A 14371-nucleotide genomic window follows, 5' to 3' on the forward strand; every position below is an offset into this window, starting at 1 on the left:
CCGGGCGGACGGCGTCAGAAGCCGGGACGCTGCGGGGGCAGCGGGGCGGCCGGGGGCGGGCGCCGGCCGAGGGGGGTGCGGGAGCGTTCCGGGCCCCACTTCGCGCGGACCACGCACACCGCCATGACGGCGGCGATGGCGGCGAGGTGCTCCTTGCCCGCCAGGTTGTCCTTGACCAGCACCTCGCCGATCATCACCGCGATCACCGCGGCACCGGTCAGGTACGCCCGGTACCGCCAGCACACGTAGATCGCGAGGCCGACCACCGCCGCCGACGGGCCGGTGTCGTTGACGACGCGGTCGGACACCGGCAGGCCGAAGGGGTGGTCGGGGCCCAGCGAGAGCCCGATCCGCGCGTACGTGGTCCCGGCGAGGGTGGCGACGTAGCCGATCAGCAGCGTGCGCCACCAGCCGATGCAGATCTCCGAGATCCCGAAGACCAGCAGGATCTGGGCGAGGGCCCCCCACACGGGCAGGTCGAGGGCGGGGACGAACAGGGACAGCGGGGTGCGCAGCACGGCCAGCCACAGCGGGTCGGCGGCCTTGACCGACCCGAGGTTCTGGACCGGCTGGAACCCCCAGGACGTGTTCTGGACGATCTGGAAGACCGAGGTCAGGCAGACGGCCCCCAGCGTCATCGGGGCGGCCCGCCACTTGTCGCGGACCAGGGCGTCGCGGACGGTCCAGAACAGGGGCCCCCACTCGCGGCGGGCGAACCGCCGGAGGGGGGTGGTCGTCCACGCCGTCAACGATTGGTCTCCAGATGTCTGCGGTTCAGCCACTTCGGCAGCCCGGGAGCCTCCAGGAAGCCCTCGGCCCGGCCCGCCGCGATACCGATCCGCAGCAGGTCGGAGCTCTTCTCGAAGAGCATGAACCGCGGTTCCCAGATCGGCCGGTATTTGGCGTTGGCCCGGTAGAGGGACTCGATCTGCCACCAGCGGGAGAAGAAGCTCAGCAGCGAGCGCCACATGCGCAGCACCGGACCCGCGCCGAGCTTGGACCCCCGCTCGAAGACCGAGCGGAACATCGCGAAGTTGAGCGAGACCTGTGTGACGCCGATCTCCTTGGAGCGTTCCAGGAGTTCGATGACCATGAACTCCATCAGACCGTTCTCGGAATCGCGGTCGCGGCGCATCAGGTCCAGCGACAGACCCTTGGGGCCCCACGGCACGAAGGACAGCACGGCGCGCAGATCGCCGTTGCCGTCGGTGCACTCCAGCATCACGCACTGGCCGTCGCCGGGATCGCCCAGTCGGCCCAGTGCCATGGAGAACCCGCGCTCGGTCGCACCGTCGCGCCAGTCGTCGGCCCGGGTGAGGAGTACGTCCATCTCCTCAGCCGGGATGTCGGCGTGACGGCGGATCCGGACCGTGTACCCGGCGCGCTTGACGCGGTTGTAGGCCTGCCGGACGGTCCGCATGGCGCGGCCCTCCAGGGTGAACTCGTCGGTCTCGACGATGGCTTCGTCACCCAGCTCCAGCGCGTCCAAACCGTGCCGCGCGTAGATCTGCCCGGCTTCCTCGCTCGCGCCCATCACGGCCGGCACCCAGCCGTGCTCGCGGGCCTCGGCCAGCCAGGGCTCGATGGCTCCGGGCCAGGCCTCGGGGTCGCCGATCGGGTCGCCGGAGGCCAGCGAGACCCCGCCGACGACGCGGTACGTGACGGCGGCCTTGCCGGTGGGGGACCAGATGACGGACTTCTCGCGGCGCAGGGCGAAGTAGCCGAGCGAGTCGCGGTCGCCCTGCTTGGCGAGCAGCGCCCGCAGCTTCTCCTCGTCCTCCTCGGTCAGCGGGTCGACGGCGCGGCGCGAGCGGAAGGCGGCGAGCAGCACGGCGATCAGCAGCAGCGTCGACATGACGTTGATGACGATGTCCACCCAGCCGGGCGTGGTGATGGCCGCGTAGTCGCGGGCGTTCGGCTCCAGGGTGATGAGCCGCATCACCCCGTACCGCCAGCGGGCCAGGAACGTGGCGTCGGCGGCGTCCGGGTCGGTGTTGGCGGCGCCGACGATCAGCGCGGCGAGCAGCGAGGTGACCAGCAGGCCGACGGCGCCGACGATGGTGGCCAGCTTGGGGTTGGAGCGGTCGCCCTTGGCGTAGAACTCCCGGCGGCCGAGCAGCAGGGCTCCGACGAAGGCCGCGGTCAGCGCGAGGGAGACCCAGTTCTGGGTGTGGTCCCGGAACTCCGGGTAGCAGAGGTTGAAGTCGCCGCTGGTGCACGGGGCGAACGCCGCGGTGGCGAAGGCCAGCAGCAGCATGCCGCTGAGCACCAGGTTCAGGATCCACGCGGCCCGCTTGCGGCGGCCCATGGTGACTGCGAGCAGCAGCGAGAACAGGCCGGACGCGAAGCCCGCCGTGAGCAGGTACGGGGTGTAGAAATCGGCGGTGTTGTGCCGGCGCAGGTCCTGCCCGAGCGAAAGCCACACCGCGCTGAGGAAGTTGACGAAGGTGACGGCGCGCAGGTACCAGACCGCGAACGCGGCGCTGCGCCGTGACCGGGCGGACCCCCGGCCGGTCTCCCGGCCGCTCCCCTCTTCCTTCCTCTCGTCTTTCCTCTCGTCTTTCCTGCTGTTCGTGTCCTTGCCGGATCCCTGTGCCGCCTTGGCGGTCTGTGCCGCCTTGGCGGCGGGCCGGTCAATATCTGCGCTGGTCAAGCGGGCCTCTCCCATGAAACGCGATGATATGGGGCGCCGCCGTCCATGGGTGGCCCGGTCCGGGGGCGCGCGGCCGGTCGAGCCGCAGCCCCGGAGCGGGCCGTCAGGGGATGTCCCCTTAGGGGGTGTCCGGCGGACGCCCTACCCCTTCGGCTCCTGCGCCGCCTGCTCCGGGAGTTCCGCCGCGAGTGCGGCGGCCGCCTGGACCAGGGGGAGAGCCAGCAATGCCCCGGTTCCTTCTCCCACAGTGACGCCGTGGTCGAGCACCGGGTTGAGTGCCATCCGGTCGAGGGCCTTCGTCTGGCCCGGCTCGCCGCTGGCCTGCCCGGCCAGCCACCAGTCGGGGGCGCGGAACGCGGCGCGCTGGGCCACCAGCCCGCAGGCCGCCGAGACGATGCCGTCGAGGATGACCGGCGTACGGCGGACCGCGCACTGGAGCAGGAACCCGGTGATCGCGGCCACGTCGGCGCCGCCGACCGCCGCGAGCAGGGCCACCTGGTCGCCGAGCACCGGGCGGGCCCGACGCAGCGCGTCGCGGATCGCCGCGCACTTGCGCATCCACGTCAGGTCGTCGATGGGCAGCCCGCCGCGCCCGGTGACCACGGAAGCATCGGTTCCGCACAGGGCGGCGACGAGCGTCGCCGCGACCGTGGTCCCCCCGACGCTCACGTCCCCCAGGACCACGAGGTCGGTGCCGGAGTCGGCCTCCTCGTCGGCGATCCGCATCCCGAGCCGCAGGGCCGCGTCGGCCTCCTCGAGGGTGAGCGCGTCCTCGATGTCGATCCGCCCGCTGCCACGGCGTACGCGGTGGCGGACCACGTCCTCGGGCAGCAGCGCGGGCTCGCAGTCCAGACCGGCGTCCACGATCCGTACGGTGGCGCCGAGGCGCCCGGCGAGGATCGAGACGGGGCTGTTCCCGTCGAGCACGGAGCGCACCAGCTCGTGCGCACTGCCGGCGGCGCGGGCGGACACCCCCTCGGCGGCGATCCCGTGGTCGGCGGCGAACAGCACGACGCGGGGCCGCTCGATCGGCCGGACGGGCACCCGCCCCTGCGCGGCGGCGAGCCACTCGGCGAGCTCGTCGAGCCGCCCCAGCGCCCCGGCCGGCACGGCCAGCCGCTCACGGCGTTCCTCGGCGTCACGCCGGACGCCCCCGTCGGGGCGCTCGATCAGATCGGAGAAGTCGTCGAGATTCAGCGTGGTCATCTGCCAGAGCGTACAGCGGGTAAGGCCCTCCCCAAGCCCCGTCCGCCCTGCTCGCCGGGCGGCGCGCGGAGTCAGTCCTTCAGGACCACCGCCTGCCCCGCGACCACCATCAGGACGTGCTCGCACTCGGCGGCCACCAGGTTGTTCAGGCGCCCCAGTTCGTCGCGGAAACGCCGGCCGGACGCGGTCGCGGGAACGATGCCCGAACCCACCTCGTTGCTGACGGCCACCACGGTGCGGCGGGTCGCCCGCACGGCCGCCACCAGCTCCGCCACCCGCTCCCGGAGCTCCTTCTGACCCTGCGCCGCCCAGACTGCGTCGTCCCAGGCCCCCGCCCGGTCCATGGCGTCGGTCAGCCACAGCGCCAGACAGTCGATCAGCAGCGGCGGCCCTCCCTCCACCAGCAGCGGCGCCAGCTCGCACGTCTCCGCCGTGCGCCAGCCCCCCGGCCGCCGCTCCCGGTGCAGGCCGATCCGCGCCGCCCATTCGGCGTCGCCGTCCCGGGAGCCGCCGGTGGCCACGTAGACCACCTCCGGGAAGCTCGCCAGCCGCCGCTCCGCCTCGAAGGACTTCCCCGAGCGGGCGCCGCCGAGCACCAGCGTCCGGCGCGGCAGGTCCGGCACCGCGTGGTACTCGCCGACCGTCACGGTCGTCCCGTCCGGCACCACCCGCGCCCCGGCCGCCGCGCACCGGCGCTTCAGCTCCCGGCCCGGCGGGGTGTCGTGGTCCAGGTGCACGGCGATCACGTCGGTGGTCGGCCCGGCGGCGCCGCTCGCCCGCAGCCGCGCCAGCGCCTCCGGCCGGCCCAGCACGTCCGCGAGGACCGTGTCGTACGGGCGCTGCCCGACGGCGCCGTTCGTTCCGGCCGGCGCCCCGCCGGGCGGGAGGTACAGCAGCCGGCTCCCGTCCGGCCCGGTCACCTCGTACCCGGTGCCCGGCGCGTCCATCGGCACCGCCCGCACCCGGTGCCCGCTGATCACCGCGAGCTCCCGCCCGTCCGGCACCCGCCCGGCGGCCGGCAGCCCCGGCGGCAGTTCGACCGGCGGCCCGTCGTGCGGATGGGTGAGCAGGACCTGCCGTACCCCGGCCAGCGAATGCCCCGCGCGGGCGCCGGCCAGCACCGCCCCGGGGGTCAGGTCGAGCAGCAGCGCCCCGTCGACGAGGAGGGACGTAGCGGCGCGCGACCGGGGGCCGACGGAGACCGCGCAGGCCGCGCAGGGACAGCCGGGGCGGGGCAGTCCTTCGGGTGTGCCGGTGCCGAGCAGAGTGAGTTCCACGAGAAGATCCTCCCGCGTCGCCGGGACTGCTGCGCGCCCGGCTACTCTGCGGGCAGACTTAGGGGGTGCCTCGCCGATCAGGCCGGATCAGTGAGCGGGCGTGCCAGACGCCGGGAGCCCGGCCTGATCGGCGAGGCACCCCCTGGGCGAGAAGCGGACGAGCAACGGAGGCGGACATGGCGTGGACGTGGCGGTTCGAGAAGGCCGACGGCACCGAGACGAGCCCGGCGGTCGTGCCGGAGGAGTTCACCACGCAGGGCGACGCTGAGTCGTGGATCGGCGAGGTCTGGAAGGAGCTGCTGGAAGGCGGCACCGAGCAGGTGAAGCTGTCCGACGACAACGGCACCGAGCTGTACACGATGAGCCTGCGCGCGGCGCTGGACGCCTGAGCGGCAGCCGCTGACGCGAGAGGCCCGGACCCCGTACGGGGTCCGGGCCTCTCCGGATGTTCTGCCGGGGCGGGTCAGCCCCGTACGCCGCACAGGTGCAGCAGCGCCGCGACCCCGCGGTACGGGTCGGTCCTCCCGGCGCGGTCCTCGGCGGCCAGCAGCCGCTCCAGCTCCTCGTCCGGGGGAAGTTCCTCGCCGGCCTCGGTCCCGTCGGTGAAGACGCGTACGCCGTACCAGGCCTGCAGCGGTGCGCCGATCCCGGACAGCGTGGCCGTGAGCCCGGCCAGCCGGTCGGCCCGTACGTCCAGGCCCAGCCGGTTCGTGTAGTCGACGGTGTCGAAGGCGGCCAGAGCGGCCGGCCAGTCGGCGTCCAGTCCGGGCCGCATCGCGAGGGCGTCGCCGTTGCGCACCAGCAGGGACAGCAGTCCGCCGGGCGCCAGCATCCGGGCGAGCCCGGCGAGCATCGCGTCCGGCTCGGGCACGTACATCAGCACGCCGTGGCACAGCACCACGTCGAAGCTGCCCGGCAGGAAGTGCGCGCCGGTCTCGCGGCCGTCGCCCTCCATGAGCCGGACCCGGTCCTGGATCCCGGCGGGCTCGGCCGCCAGCGCCTCCTGCGCGACGACGAGCATCGCCGGGTCCTGCTCCAGTCCGGTCACCTTGTGCCCGGCGCGGGCGAGACGCAGCGCCTGGGTGCCCTGGCCCATGCCGACGTCCAGGACGCGCAGCCGCTGCCCGACCGGGAAGCGGTGCGCGATCTGTTCGTCGACCTGTCGGCCCACGAGTTCCTGGCGGACGGCGTTGCGCAGTCCGCCCAAGCCCTCGAGCCACAGCCTGGCGCCCCCCGCGAAGCCGTCTCCCGACGCTCCGGGCTTCCCTCCGCTCAGGGCCGTTCCCCGCGCTTGACCTGCGGCTTCGGCAGGCGCAGCCGGCGCATCTGGAGGGTGCGCATCAGGCCGTACGCGATGGCGCCGCGGCGCGGCTCGTCGGGGAAGCGCTCGGCGAGGGCCTTGCGCATGCGGAAGCCCATGGCGACGGAGTCGACGATGATCAGGGCGATCACGCCCAGCCACAGCAGCAGCGCGATGTTCTGGATCGACGGCACCCGCACCATGCTCAGCACCAGGATGATCACTGCCAGCGGTAGGAACATTTCGGCGACGGAGAAGCGGGAGTCCACGAAGTCGCGGACGAACCTGCGGACGGGGCCCTTGTCGCGGGCGGGCAGATAGCGCTCGTCGCCACTGGCCAGCGCCTCGCGCTGCTTGGCCATCTCCACCCGGCGGCGCTCACGGGCACGCTTGGCGTCCTCCTTGCGATTGCCGGTCGAGGCCACCACGGCCTTGCGCTGCGACTGGGCCACAGCACGCTTCGGCGTCGGGCGGCCCTTCGGGGCCTGCGGGTCACGGGGCTGCGAGAGGTCGGCGGTCACCTTGTCGGTGGCTGCGGCCTTCTCTTCCTTGGAGGAACGGCTACCAAACACAAAACCCAAGCCTACGTGGTTGCGGGCGGGTACCCCACCCCGGCGGGGAACGATCCGGCAACGGCGGGCGTCTTCCCTGTGCAGGGTTCGTCCTGCGGGCCGGGCCTCCCCGGACCCTCCGGCACCCGTCGGGGGAGCACCTACTCCCTACGCCTGACAAGGGCGGGGGCGGAGTCGTCCTGGAGGAGGAGCGCATCCGTACACGAACAGTGCGGTAATGGAGACAGGGCCCGTACTGTGGGTTCTGATGGTGGTCGGCCCGGCAGGCCGGGGTGATCGCCATGGCTGGTGACCTGGAGCGAAGTCCGTCAGAAGGGGGCGCGCGAAGCCCATGAGCGGTGTCATGAAGCGTATGGGGATGATCTTCCGCGCGAAGGCGAACAAGGCCCTGGACCGGGCCGAGGACCCGCGCGAGACCCTCGACTACTCGTACCAGAAGCAGCTGGAGCTGCTTCAGAAGGTGCGCCGCGGCGTCGCCGACGTGGCGACCTCCCGCAAGCGCCTGGAGCTGCAGCTGAACCAGCTCCAGGGCCAGTCCGCCAAGCTCGAGGACCAGGGCCGCAAGGCTCTCGCCCTGGGCCGCGAGGACCTGGCCCGCGAGGCGCTGTCCCGGCGTGCCTCGCTGCAGCAGCAGGTCAGCGACCTGGAGGTGCAGCACCAGACCCTGCAGGGCGAGGAGGAGAAGCTGACCCTCGCCGCGCAGCGCCTGCAGGCCAAGGTGGACGCCTTCCGTACGAAGAAGGAGACCATCAAGGCGACGTACACGGCGGCGCAGGCGCAGACCCGGATCGCGGAGTCCTTCTCCGGCATCTCCGAGGAGATGAGCGACGTCGGCCTGGCCATCCAGCGCGCCGAGGACAAGACCGCCCAGCTGCAGGCCCGCGCCGGCGCGATCGACGAGCTGCTGGCCTCCGGCGCCCTCGACGACCAGAGCGGCCTCGGCTCCAAGGACGACATCCAGGCCGAGCTCGACCGCCTCTCCGGCGGTACGGACGTGGAGCTGGAGCTGCAGCGGATGAAGGCCGAACTGGCGGGCGGCCCGTCGGCGCAGCAGCAGGCCATCGAGGGCGGCACCCCGGGCAACGCCCAGCAGCCGCAGACCCAGCACCGGTTCGACAAGCAGTAGGACGGGGCCCGTCATGATTGTCCGCATCATGGGGGAAGGCCAGGTGCGGGTGGCCGACAGCCACTTCACCGAACTGAACAAGCTGGACGACGACCTGCTCGCGGAGATGGAGAGCGGTGACGAGGAGGGCTTCCGGCGCACGCTGGGCGCGCTGCTCGAGGCCGTACGGCGGCTCGGCGATCCGCTGCCGGACGATGCGCTGGAGCCGTCCGAGCTGATCCTGCCCGAGCAGGACGCCTCGCTCGACGAGGTCAGGGAGATGCTCAGCGACGACGGCCTGATCCCGGGCTGAGCCCCCCGGCAGCAGGACACGGACACGGATACGGACACTGACGTGCAGGCGCCCGGCCGGCCCCCTTCCCGGGGCGGGCCGGGCGCCGCTGCGTTGCGGGCCGTACGGGGTGTCCGTCAGTGCTTCGTGGGCTTCGTCGGCTTCGAGACCGCCGCCCGCTCCGGATCCGGGGTCCCGCCGATGAAGTTCTCGAACCTGCGGCGCGGGGCCGCCCAGCGCCGGTCGTGGTGGAACGCGCGCAGATTGGCCTTGGCGCGGGCCCGCGGGCGTTTCGCGTAGAACCTCTTCGCGTACGGGGAGCCGGGCCGGGCCAGCCGGACCGCCCCGATCAGCGCCACGAAGGGGATGACCGTGCCGAAGAGCGCGGTGCGCGCCTTGCCCTTCCACAGGGCGATCAGGGCCAGGAAGAAGTTGGTGGCGGTGTTCATGATGATGAGCCCGCGGCTCTGCCGCTCCTCGGCGGTCAGGTCGTTGACGCCGAACGGCAGGAACCCGCCCAGCACCAGCGCCACCAGCGCGGCCGTCAGGACCACGATCTCGACGCTCTTGCGGCCCCGTTCGCTCCAGTAGACGTCGTCGAGGTGCAGGATCAGCGCGAACTCGTCCAGCACCAGGCCGGCGCCCAGCCCGAAGATGACGGCCGAGAGCAGCGCGCCGAAGCCGTACCGGCCGCTGCCGACGGCCCCGAACCCGCCGATGATCACGAGGACGACGCCGGGCACCACGTGGTGGATGTGCACGCCGCCCGGGGTGATGTTCTTGAACGGCCCCCGCCCGGCCCGGATCAGCCGGGTGATCACGCGGGTGACGAGGAACGACGTGACGAACGAGAGCAGGGCGAGGAGCAGCGGGAGCTTCCCCGGTTCGACGATGTTCCGGTACCACCAGTGACCCATACCGCCGGCTCCCTGTTGTGGGCAGCTCCCCAATTTTCCCGTATGGGGCAATTTACCGCCCCCGATGAGCGGGTAGCGTTCGCGCCGATGAAAGATTCGTTCGACGACCCACCCCCCGCGTCGCCCCTGACGCCCCCCGCGGAGCGCGCCTCGCTGCGCGACGGCGTGCGCTTCGCGTTCGGCACGCTCACCGTGCTGCCCGCCCGCATCACCCGCTGGGACCGGCCCGCGGCCCGCACCGGCATGGCCTGCGCACCGCTCGCCGGCCTCGTCGTGGGCCTGCTCGCGGCCGTGCCGGGGGCGCTGCTGCTGATCCTGGGCGGCGGCCCGCTGCTCGCGGCGGCCGTCACCGTCGCCGTACCGGCCGCCCTGACCCGGGGGCTGCACCTCGACGGCCTCGCCGACACCGCCGACGGACTGGGCAGCGCCAAGCCGGCCGAGGCGGCGCTGCGCATCATGAAGCAGTCCGACATCGGCCCCTTCGGGGTCGTGGCGCTGCTGCTCGTGCTGCTCGTCCAGGTCGGGGCCCTGTCGGACCTGTACGCCGACAGCTGGGTCCGCGGGGCCCTCGCGACGGTCCTCGCCGCCGTCACCGCCCGGCTGGCCATGACCCTGGCCTCCCGTGACGGCGTACCGCCGGCCCGCCCCGAGGGGCTGGGGGCGGCGGTCGCCGGCGTGGTCCCGCGGGGCTCGGCCGCGGTGATCGCCGCGCTGGTGGTGACCGCGGCCGCGGCCGTCGCCCTGCCGCTGGGCCCGCTGTCGCCCGTCCAGTACGCGGGCGCGGTCCTCGCCGCCCTGGCGGCGGCGGAGGTCCTGCTCCGCCGGTGCGTACGCCGCTTCGACGGGGTCACGGGCGACGTGTTCGGAGCCCTCGCCGAGGTCTCCGCGACGACGGCCCTGGTCGTCCTGGCCCTGGGCTGACCTCCGCAGGTTCCGCAGGCTCCGCAGGCTCCGCAGGCCCCCGCGGGACCCGCCCGCGGGAGGGGAACACGTAGGGTTCGGGCGTGGAAGAGACGCCGACGACCATCAGGGTGCTGCTCGCCGACGACCAGGCCCTGCTCCGCAGCGCCTTCAAGGTGCTGGTCGACTCCGAGCCCGACATGGAGGTCGTCGGCGAGGCCTCCGACGGCGCCCAGGCCTGCGCGCTCGCCCGGCAGACCCGGCCCGACGTGGTGCTCATGGACATCCGGATGCCGGGCACCGACGGTCTCGCAGCTACCCGCATGATCAGCGCGGACCCCGAACTCGCCGCCGTCCGCGTGGTCATGCTGACGACCTTCGAGGTCGACGAGTACGTCGTCCAGTCCCTGCGGGCCGGCGCCTCCGGGTTCCTCGGCAAGGGCGCCGAGCCCGAGGAGCTGCTCAACGCCATCCGCGTCGCCGCCGCCGGGGAGGCCCTGCTGTCCCCGGCCGCCACCAAAGGGCTCATCGCCACCTTCCTCGCCCAGGGCGGCGGCGCCGACCCCGGCGGCCCCGCCGCCGTGCACGCCGAGCGGCTCGCCGCGCTGACCGTCCGGGAGCGCGAGGTCCTCGTCCACGTCGCCGCGGGCCTGTCCAACGACGAGATCGCGCGCCGGCTCGAGGTCAGCCCGCTCACCGTCAAGACCCATGTGAACCGGGCCATGGCCAAGCTCGGCGCCCGCGACCGGGCCCAATTGGTGGTCATCGCCTACGAATCGGGACTGGTCCGGCCCCGGGCCGACTGAGCGGCCTCGGGGAAGCGGAGTACGGCCGCGTACTGCGGACGCGGTATGCGCCACATAAGGACGCGGGACCTGGGGGCGACGCTGCACCGCCCGGCGTGCGGGAGGCTGAAGGCCCGCGGCCTTCAGGCCCAGCCCCGCGCACGCCACAGCAGAGAGATCCCACACCCATGTCCTGGCTGTCCCGCTTCAGCCTGGCCCAAAGAGCGCTGATCGGCCTCGTGTCGATCACCGCACTGCTCTTCGGCGCCATAGCCATCCCGCAGCTCAAGCAGCAGCTGCTGCCGTCCATCGAACTGCCGATGGTGTCCGTGCTCGCGCCGTACCAGGGCGCCTCGCCCGACGTGGTGGAGAAGCAGGTCATCGAGCCGATCGAGGCCACGCTCAAGGGCGTCGACGGCATCACCGGCATCACCTCCACCGCCAGCGAGGGCAACGCCCTCATCATGGCCAAGTTCGACTACGGCGACAGCGGCACCAAGCAGCTCGTCGCCGACGTCCAGCAGGCCGTGAACCGGGCCCGCGTACGGCTGCCCGCCGAGGTGGACCCGCAGGTCGTGGCCGGCTCCACCGACGACATCCCGACCGTCGTCCTCGCCGTCACCTCGGACAAGGACCAGCAGGCGCTCGCCGACCAGCTGAACCGCTCCGTGGTCCCCGTCCTCGAGGACATCGAGGGCGTCGGCCAGGTCAGCGTCGACGGGGTCCAGGACCTCCGGGTCGCCGTCACCCCCGACAACGCCAAGCTCGCGGCGGCCGGCCTCGACGGCGCCGCCCTCGCGCAGGGCCTCCAGGCGGGCGGCGCGACCGTCCCCGCCGGTTCCTTCGACGAGGCGGGCAAGAACCGGACCGTCCGCGTCGGCGGCGGCTACACCTCCCTCGCCCAGCTCGAGGACCTGCGCCTGAGCGCCGGCCCCGGCAAGCCGGCCGTGCGCCTGGCCGACGTCGCCACCGTCAAGCAGGAGCCCGCCAAGGCCGTCTCCCTCACCCGTACCAACGGCAAGCCCAGCCTCGCCCTCGTCCTCACCATGGACAAGGACGGCAGCGCCGTCGCGATCTCCGACGCCGTCCAGGACAAGCTGCCCGAGCTGCGCACCGCGCTCGGCGCCGGCGCCGAGCTGACCGTCGTCAGCGACCAGGGACCGCCCGTCGCCAAGTCCATCTCCAGCCTCACCACCGAGGGCCTGCTCGGCCTGCTCTTCGCGGTGATCGTGATCCTGGTCTTCCTGGCCTCGCTGCGCTCGACGCTGGTCACCGCGGTCTCCATCCCGCTGTCCGTGGTCCTCGCGCTGATCGTGCTGTGGACCCGCGACCTGTCGCTCAACATGCTGACCCTGGGCGCGCTCACCATCGCCATCGGCCGCGTCGTGGACGACTCGATCGTGGTCCTGGAGAACATCAAGCGCCACCTCGGCTACGGCGAGGAGCGCGAGGCCGCCATCATCGCCGCGGTCAAGGAGGTCGCCGGCGCGGTCACCTCCTCCACGCTCACCACCGTCGCCGTCTTCCTGCCGATCGCGTTCGTCGGCGGCATGGTCGGCGAGTTCTTCGGCCCGTTCTCCCTCACCGTCGCCGCCGCCCTGCTGGCCTCGCTGATCGTCTCCCTGACGGTCGTGCCGGTGCTCTCGTACTGGTTCCTGCGCGCGCCGAAGGGCGTCGACCCGGCGAACGCCGAGAGCGCGACGAAGGCGCGGCGCGAAGCCGAGGAGAAGGAGGCGAAGAGCCGTCTCCAGCGGTTCTACGTGCGGGCCCTGGGCCTGGTCACCCGCCGCCGGATCGCCACCCTGGCCGTGGCGGTGGTCGTCCTCATCGCCACCTTCGGGATGGCCCCGCTGCTGAAGACCAACTTCTTCGACCAGGGCGAGCAGAGCGTCCTGACGGTCAAGCAGCAGCTGCCCCCCGGCACCTCGCTGGCCGCCTCCGACGCCGCCAGCCGGCGCGTCGAGAAGGCCCTGACCGAGGTCGAGGGAGTCAAGGACTACCAGGTCACCGTCGGCTCCTCCGGCTTCCTGGCCGCCTTCGGCGGCGGTACGGGCTCCAACCAGGCCTCGTACCAGGTCACCCTGGAGGACTCCGGCGACTCCGAGGGCGTCAAGAAGCGCATCGAGGACGCGCTCGGCAAGCTCGACGGCATCGGCGACACCAGCATCTCGGCGGGCGGCGGCTTCGGCAGCCAGAACCTCAGCGTGGTCGTCAAGGCGGGCGACGCGGCCGTCCTCGCCAAGGCGGCCGAGCAGGTCCGGGCGGAGGTGGCCACGCTCGACGACGTCACCGACGTACAGAGCGACCTGTCCCAGTCCGTGCCCCGGATCTCGGTCACCGCCACCCCGAAGGCCGCCGAGGCGGGCTTGAACCAGGCCGCCCTCGGCGCGATCGTGGCCCAGGCCGTACGGGGCAACCCGGCGGGCAAGGCCGTACTGGACAACACCGAGCGGGACATCGTCATCAAGTCCGCGCAGCCGGCCACCACCCTGGCCGAACTGCAGGCGCTCCCCGTCGGCCCGGTCAGGCTCGGCGACGTCGCCGAGGTCAAGGAGGTCCCCGGCCCGGTCTCGATGACCCGGATCGACGGCGCCCGCGCCGCCACCGTCACCGCGAAGCCGGTGGGCGACAACACCGGCGCGATCGGCGCCGCGCTCCAGACGAAGATCAGCGCACTGGACCTGCCCGAGGGGGCCACGGCCACCATCGGCGGCGTCTCCGAGGACCAGGGCGAGGCCTTCGCCTCCCTCGGCCTGGCCATGCTCGCGGCCATCGCGATCGTGTTCATGCTGCTCGTGGCCACGTTCCGCTCGCTGATCCAGCCGCTGGTCCTGCTGGTCTCGATCCCGTTCGCGGCGACCGGCGCGCTCGGCCTGCTGCTCCTGACCGGCACCCCGCTGGGCGTCCCGGCGATGATCGGCATGCTGATGCTCATCGGCATCGTCGTGACCAACGCGATCGTCCTGATCGACCTCGTCAACCAGTACCGCGCCCAGGGCCTCGGGGTCGTCGAAGCCGTCATCGAGGGCGGCCGGCACCGCCTGCGCCCCATCCTCATGACGGCCCTCGCGACGATCTTCGCGCTGCTCCCGATGGCGCTCGGCGTCACCGGCGAGGGCGGGTTCATCTCGCAGCCGCTCGCGGTCGTGGTGATCGGCGGCCTCGTCAGCTCGACCCTGCTGACGCTGCTCCTGGTGCCGACGCTGTACACGATGATCGAGCTCCGCAAGGAGCGCCGCCGCGCGAAGCGCGCGGCCAAGCGCACGGCCCGCCTGACGGTGGTCCCGTCCCCGGACGAGTCCTCGGACGAGGAGTCCCCCGTCACGGTCTGACGCACGGTCCGGCGGACGCCGAAGGGCCGCCC

At 72.8% G+C, this 14371-nt stretch carries 13 protein-coding genes; 6 read left to right on the forward strand and 7 right to left on the reverse strand.

Going from position 1 to position 14371, the window contains the following annotated elements:
- Positions 1-14: 14 nt before the first annotated feature.
- From ACZ5WG_RS30500 to ACZ5WG_RS30515, 4 genes are all read right to left on the reverse strand, one after another.
- Positions 15-749 (reverse strand): hypothetical protein, encoded by a 735-nt coding sequence (locus ACZ5WG_RS30500; RefSeq protein WP_468727424.1) that lies wholly within the window; start codon positions 747-749, stop codon positions 15-17.
- On the reverse strand, positions 746-2668 hold the full coding sequence (locus tag ACZ5WG_RS30505) for a phosphatidylglycerol lysyltransferase domain-containing protein (RefSeq protein WP_468727425.1): 1923 nt from the start codon (positions 2666-2668) through the stop codon (positions 746-748). Before ACZ5WG_RS30505 ends, ACZ5WG_RS30500 begins: the two co-directional genes overlap by 4 nt.
- Positions 2669-2794: 126 nt before the next feature.
- Entirely contained in the window at positions 2795-3859 is a 1065-nt protein-coding gene (gene cobT, locus ACZ5WG_RS30510; protein WP_468727426.1) for a nicotinate-nucleotide--dimethylbenzimidazole phosphoribosyltransferase, read from the reverse strand.
- Positions 3860-3930: 71 nt separating this feature from the next.
- The gene (locus ACZ5WG_RS30515; protein ID WP_468727427.1) at positions 3931-5136 is read right to left on the reverse strand and encodes a bifunctional adenosylcobinamide kinase/adenosylcobinamide-phosphate guanylyltransferase; all 1206 of its coding nucleotides are present in this window, start codon (positions 5134-5136) and stop codon (positions 3931-3933) included.
- A gap of 176 nt (positions 5137-5312) precedes the next feature.
- On the opposite strand from ACZ5WG_RS30515, the gene ACZ5WG_RS30520 reads away from it, so the two are divergent.
- The gene (locus ACZ5WG_RS30520) at positions 5313-5525 is read left to right on the forward strand and encodes a hypothetical protein (protein ID WP_468727428.1); all 213 of its coding nucleotides are present in this window, start codon (positions 5313-5315) and stop codon (positions 5523-5525) included.
- A gap of 74 nt (positions 5526-5599) precedes the next feature.
- Here ACZ5WG_RS30520 and ACZ5WG_RS30525 read toward each other — a convergent pair whose 3' ends face one another.
- Both ACZ5WG_RS30525 and ACZ5WG_RS30530 read right to left on the reverse strand, forming a co-directional pair.
- Positions 5600-6343, reverse strand: coding sequence for a class I SAM-dependent methyltransferase (locus ACZ5WG_RS30525; RefSeq protein ID WP_468727430.1), 744 nt, complete (start codon positions 6341-6343; stop codon positions 5600-5602).
- Between the two features lie 65 nt (positions 6344-6408).
- Positions 6409-7017 (reverse strand): DUF3043 domain-containing protein, encoded by a 609-nt coding sequence (locus ACZ5WG_RS30530; protein WP_468727432.1) that lies wholly within the window; start codon positions 7015-7017, stop codon positions 6409-6411.
- A 322-nt stretch (positions 7018-7339) separates the two neighbouring features.
- Between ACZ5WG_RS30530 and ACZ5WG_RS30535 the strand changes: the two genes are divergently transcribed.
- Both ACZ5WG_RS30535 and pspAA read left to right on the forward strand, forming a co-directional pair.
- Positions 7340-8134 carry a PspA/IM30 family protein gene (locus tag ACZ5WG_RS30535; protein ID WP_468727433.1) on the forward strand — a complete coding sequence of 265 codons (795 nt, stop codon included), beginning with the start codon at positions 7340-7342 and terminating at the stop codon, positions 8132-8134.
- Between the two features lie 13 nt (positions 8135-8147).
- On the forward strand, positions 8148-8426 hold the full coding sequence (gene pspAA / locus ACZ5WG_RS30540; RefSeq protein ID WP_468727434.1) for a PspA-associated protein PspAA: 279 nt from the start codon (positions 8148-8150) through the stop codon (positions 8424-8426).
- A gap of 116 nt (positions 8427-8542) precedes the next feature.
- Here the strand turns inward: pspAA and ACZ5WG_RS30545 are convergent, their stop codons facing one another.
- Positions 8543-9322 carry a hypothetical protein gene (locus ACZ5WG_RS30545; RefSeq protein ID WP_468727436.1) on the reverse strand — a complete coding sequence of 260 codons (780 nt, stop codon included), beginning with the start codon at positions 9320-9322 and terminating at the stop codon, positions 8543-8545.
- An 87-nt stretch (positions 9323-9409) separates the two neighbouring features.
- Here ACZ5WG_RS30545 and ACZ5WG_RS30550 point away from each other — a divergent pair, with 87 nt between their 5' ends.
- The 3 genes from ACZ5WG_RS30550 to ACZ5WG_RS30560 all read left to right on the forward strand — a co-directional run bounded on the left by ACZ5WG_RS30550 (position 9410) and on the right by ACZ5WG_RS30560 (position 14339).
- Positions 9410-10243 (forward strand): adenosylcobinamide-GDP ribazoletransferase, encoded by an 834-nt coding sequence (locus ACZ5WG_RS30550; RefSeq protein ID WP_468727437.1) that lies wholly within the window; start codon positions 9410-9412, stop codon positions 10241-10243.
- Between the two features lie 83 nt (positions 10244-10326).
- Positions 10327-11028, forward strand: coding sequence for a response regulator (locus tag ACZ5WG_RS30555; protein WP_468727438.1), 702 nt, complete (start codon positions 10327-10329; stop codon positions 11026-11028).
- A 167-nt stretch (positions 11029-11195) separates the two neighbouring features.
- Positions 11196-14339 (forward strand): efflux RND transporter permease subunit, encoded by a 3144-nt coding sequence (locus ACZ5WG_RS30560; RefSeq protein WP_468727440.1) that lies wholly within the window; start codon positions 11196-11198, stop codon positions 14337-14339.
- Positions 14340-14371 lie beyond the last annotated feature (32 nt).

This window comes from Streptomyces sp. NPDC032745, assembly GCF_055579465.1.

Bases quoted from the DNA above. Each gene is read 5' to 3' on its own strand.
- ACZ5WG_RS30505 (WP_468727425.1), bottom strand. From the start codon at position 2,668: ATGGGAGAGGCCCGCTTGACCAGCGCAGATATTGACCGGCCCGCCGCC.
- cobT (WP_468727426.1), bottom strand. From the start codon at position 3,859: ATGACCACGCTGAATCTCGACGACTTCTCCGATCTGATCGAGCGCCCC.
- ACZ5WG_RS30520 (WP_468727428.1), top strand. From the start codon at position 5,313: ATGGCGTGGACGTGGCGGTTCGAGAAGGCCGACGGCACCGAGACGAGC.
- ACZ5WG_RS30535 (WP_468727433.1), top strand. From the start codon at position 7,340: ATGAGCGGTGTCATGAAGCGTATGGGGATGATCTTCCGCGCGAAGGCG.
- pspAA (WP_468727434.1), top strand. From the start codon at position 8,148: ATGATTGTCCGCATCATGGGGGAAGGCCAGGTGCGGGTGGCCGACAGC.
- ACZ5WG_RS30545 (WP_468727436.1), bottom strand. From the start codon at position 9,322: ATGGGTCACTGGTGGTACCGGAACATCGTCGAACCGGGGAAGCTCCCG.
- ACZ5WG_RS30550 (WP_468727437.1), top strand. From the start codon at position 9,410: ATGAAAGATTCGTTCGACGACCCACCCCCCGCGTCGCCCCTGACGCCC.
- ACZ5WG_RS30560 (WP_468727440.1), top strand. From the start codon at position 11,196: ATGTCCTGGCTGTCCCGCTTCAGCCTGGCCCAAAGAGCGCTGATCGGC.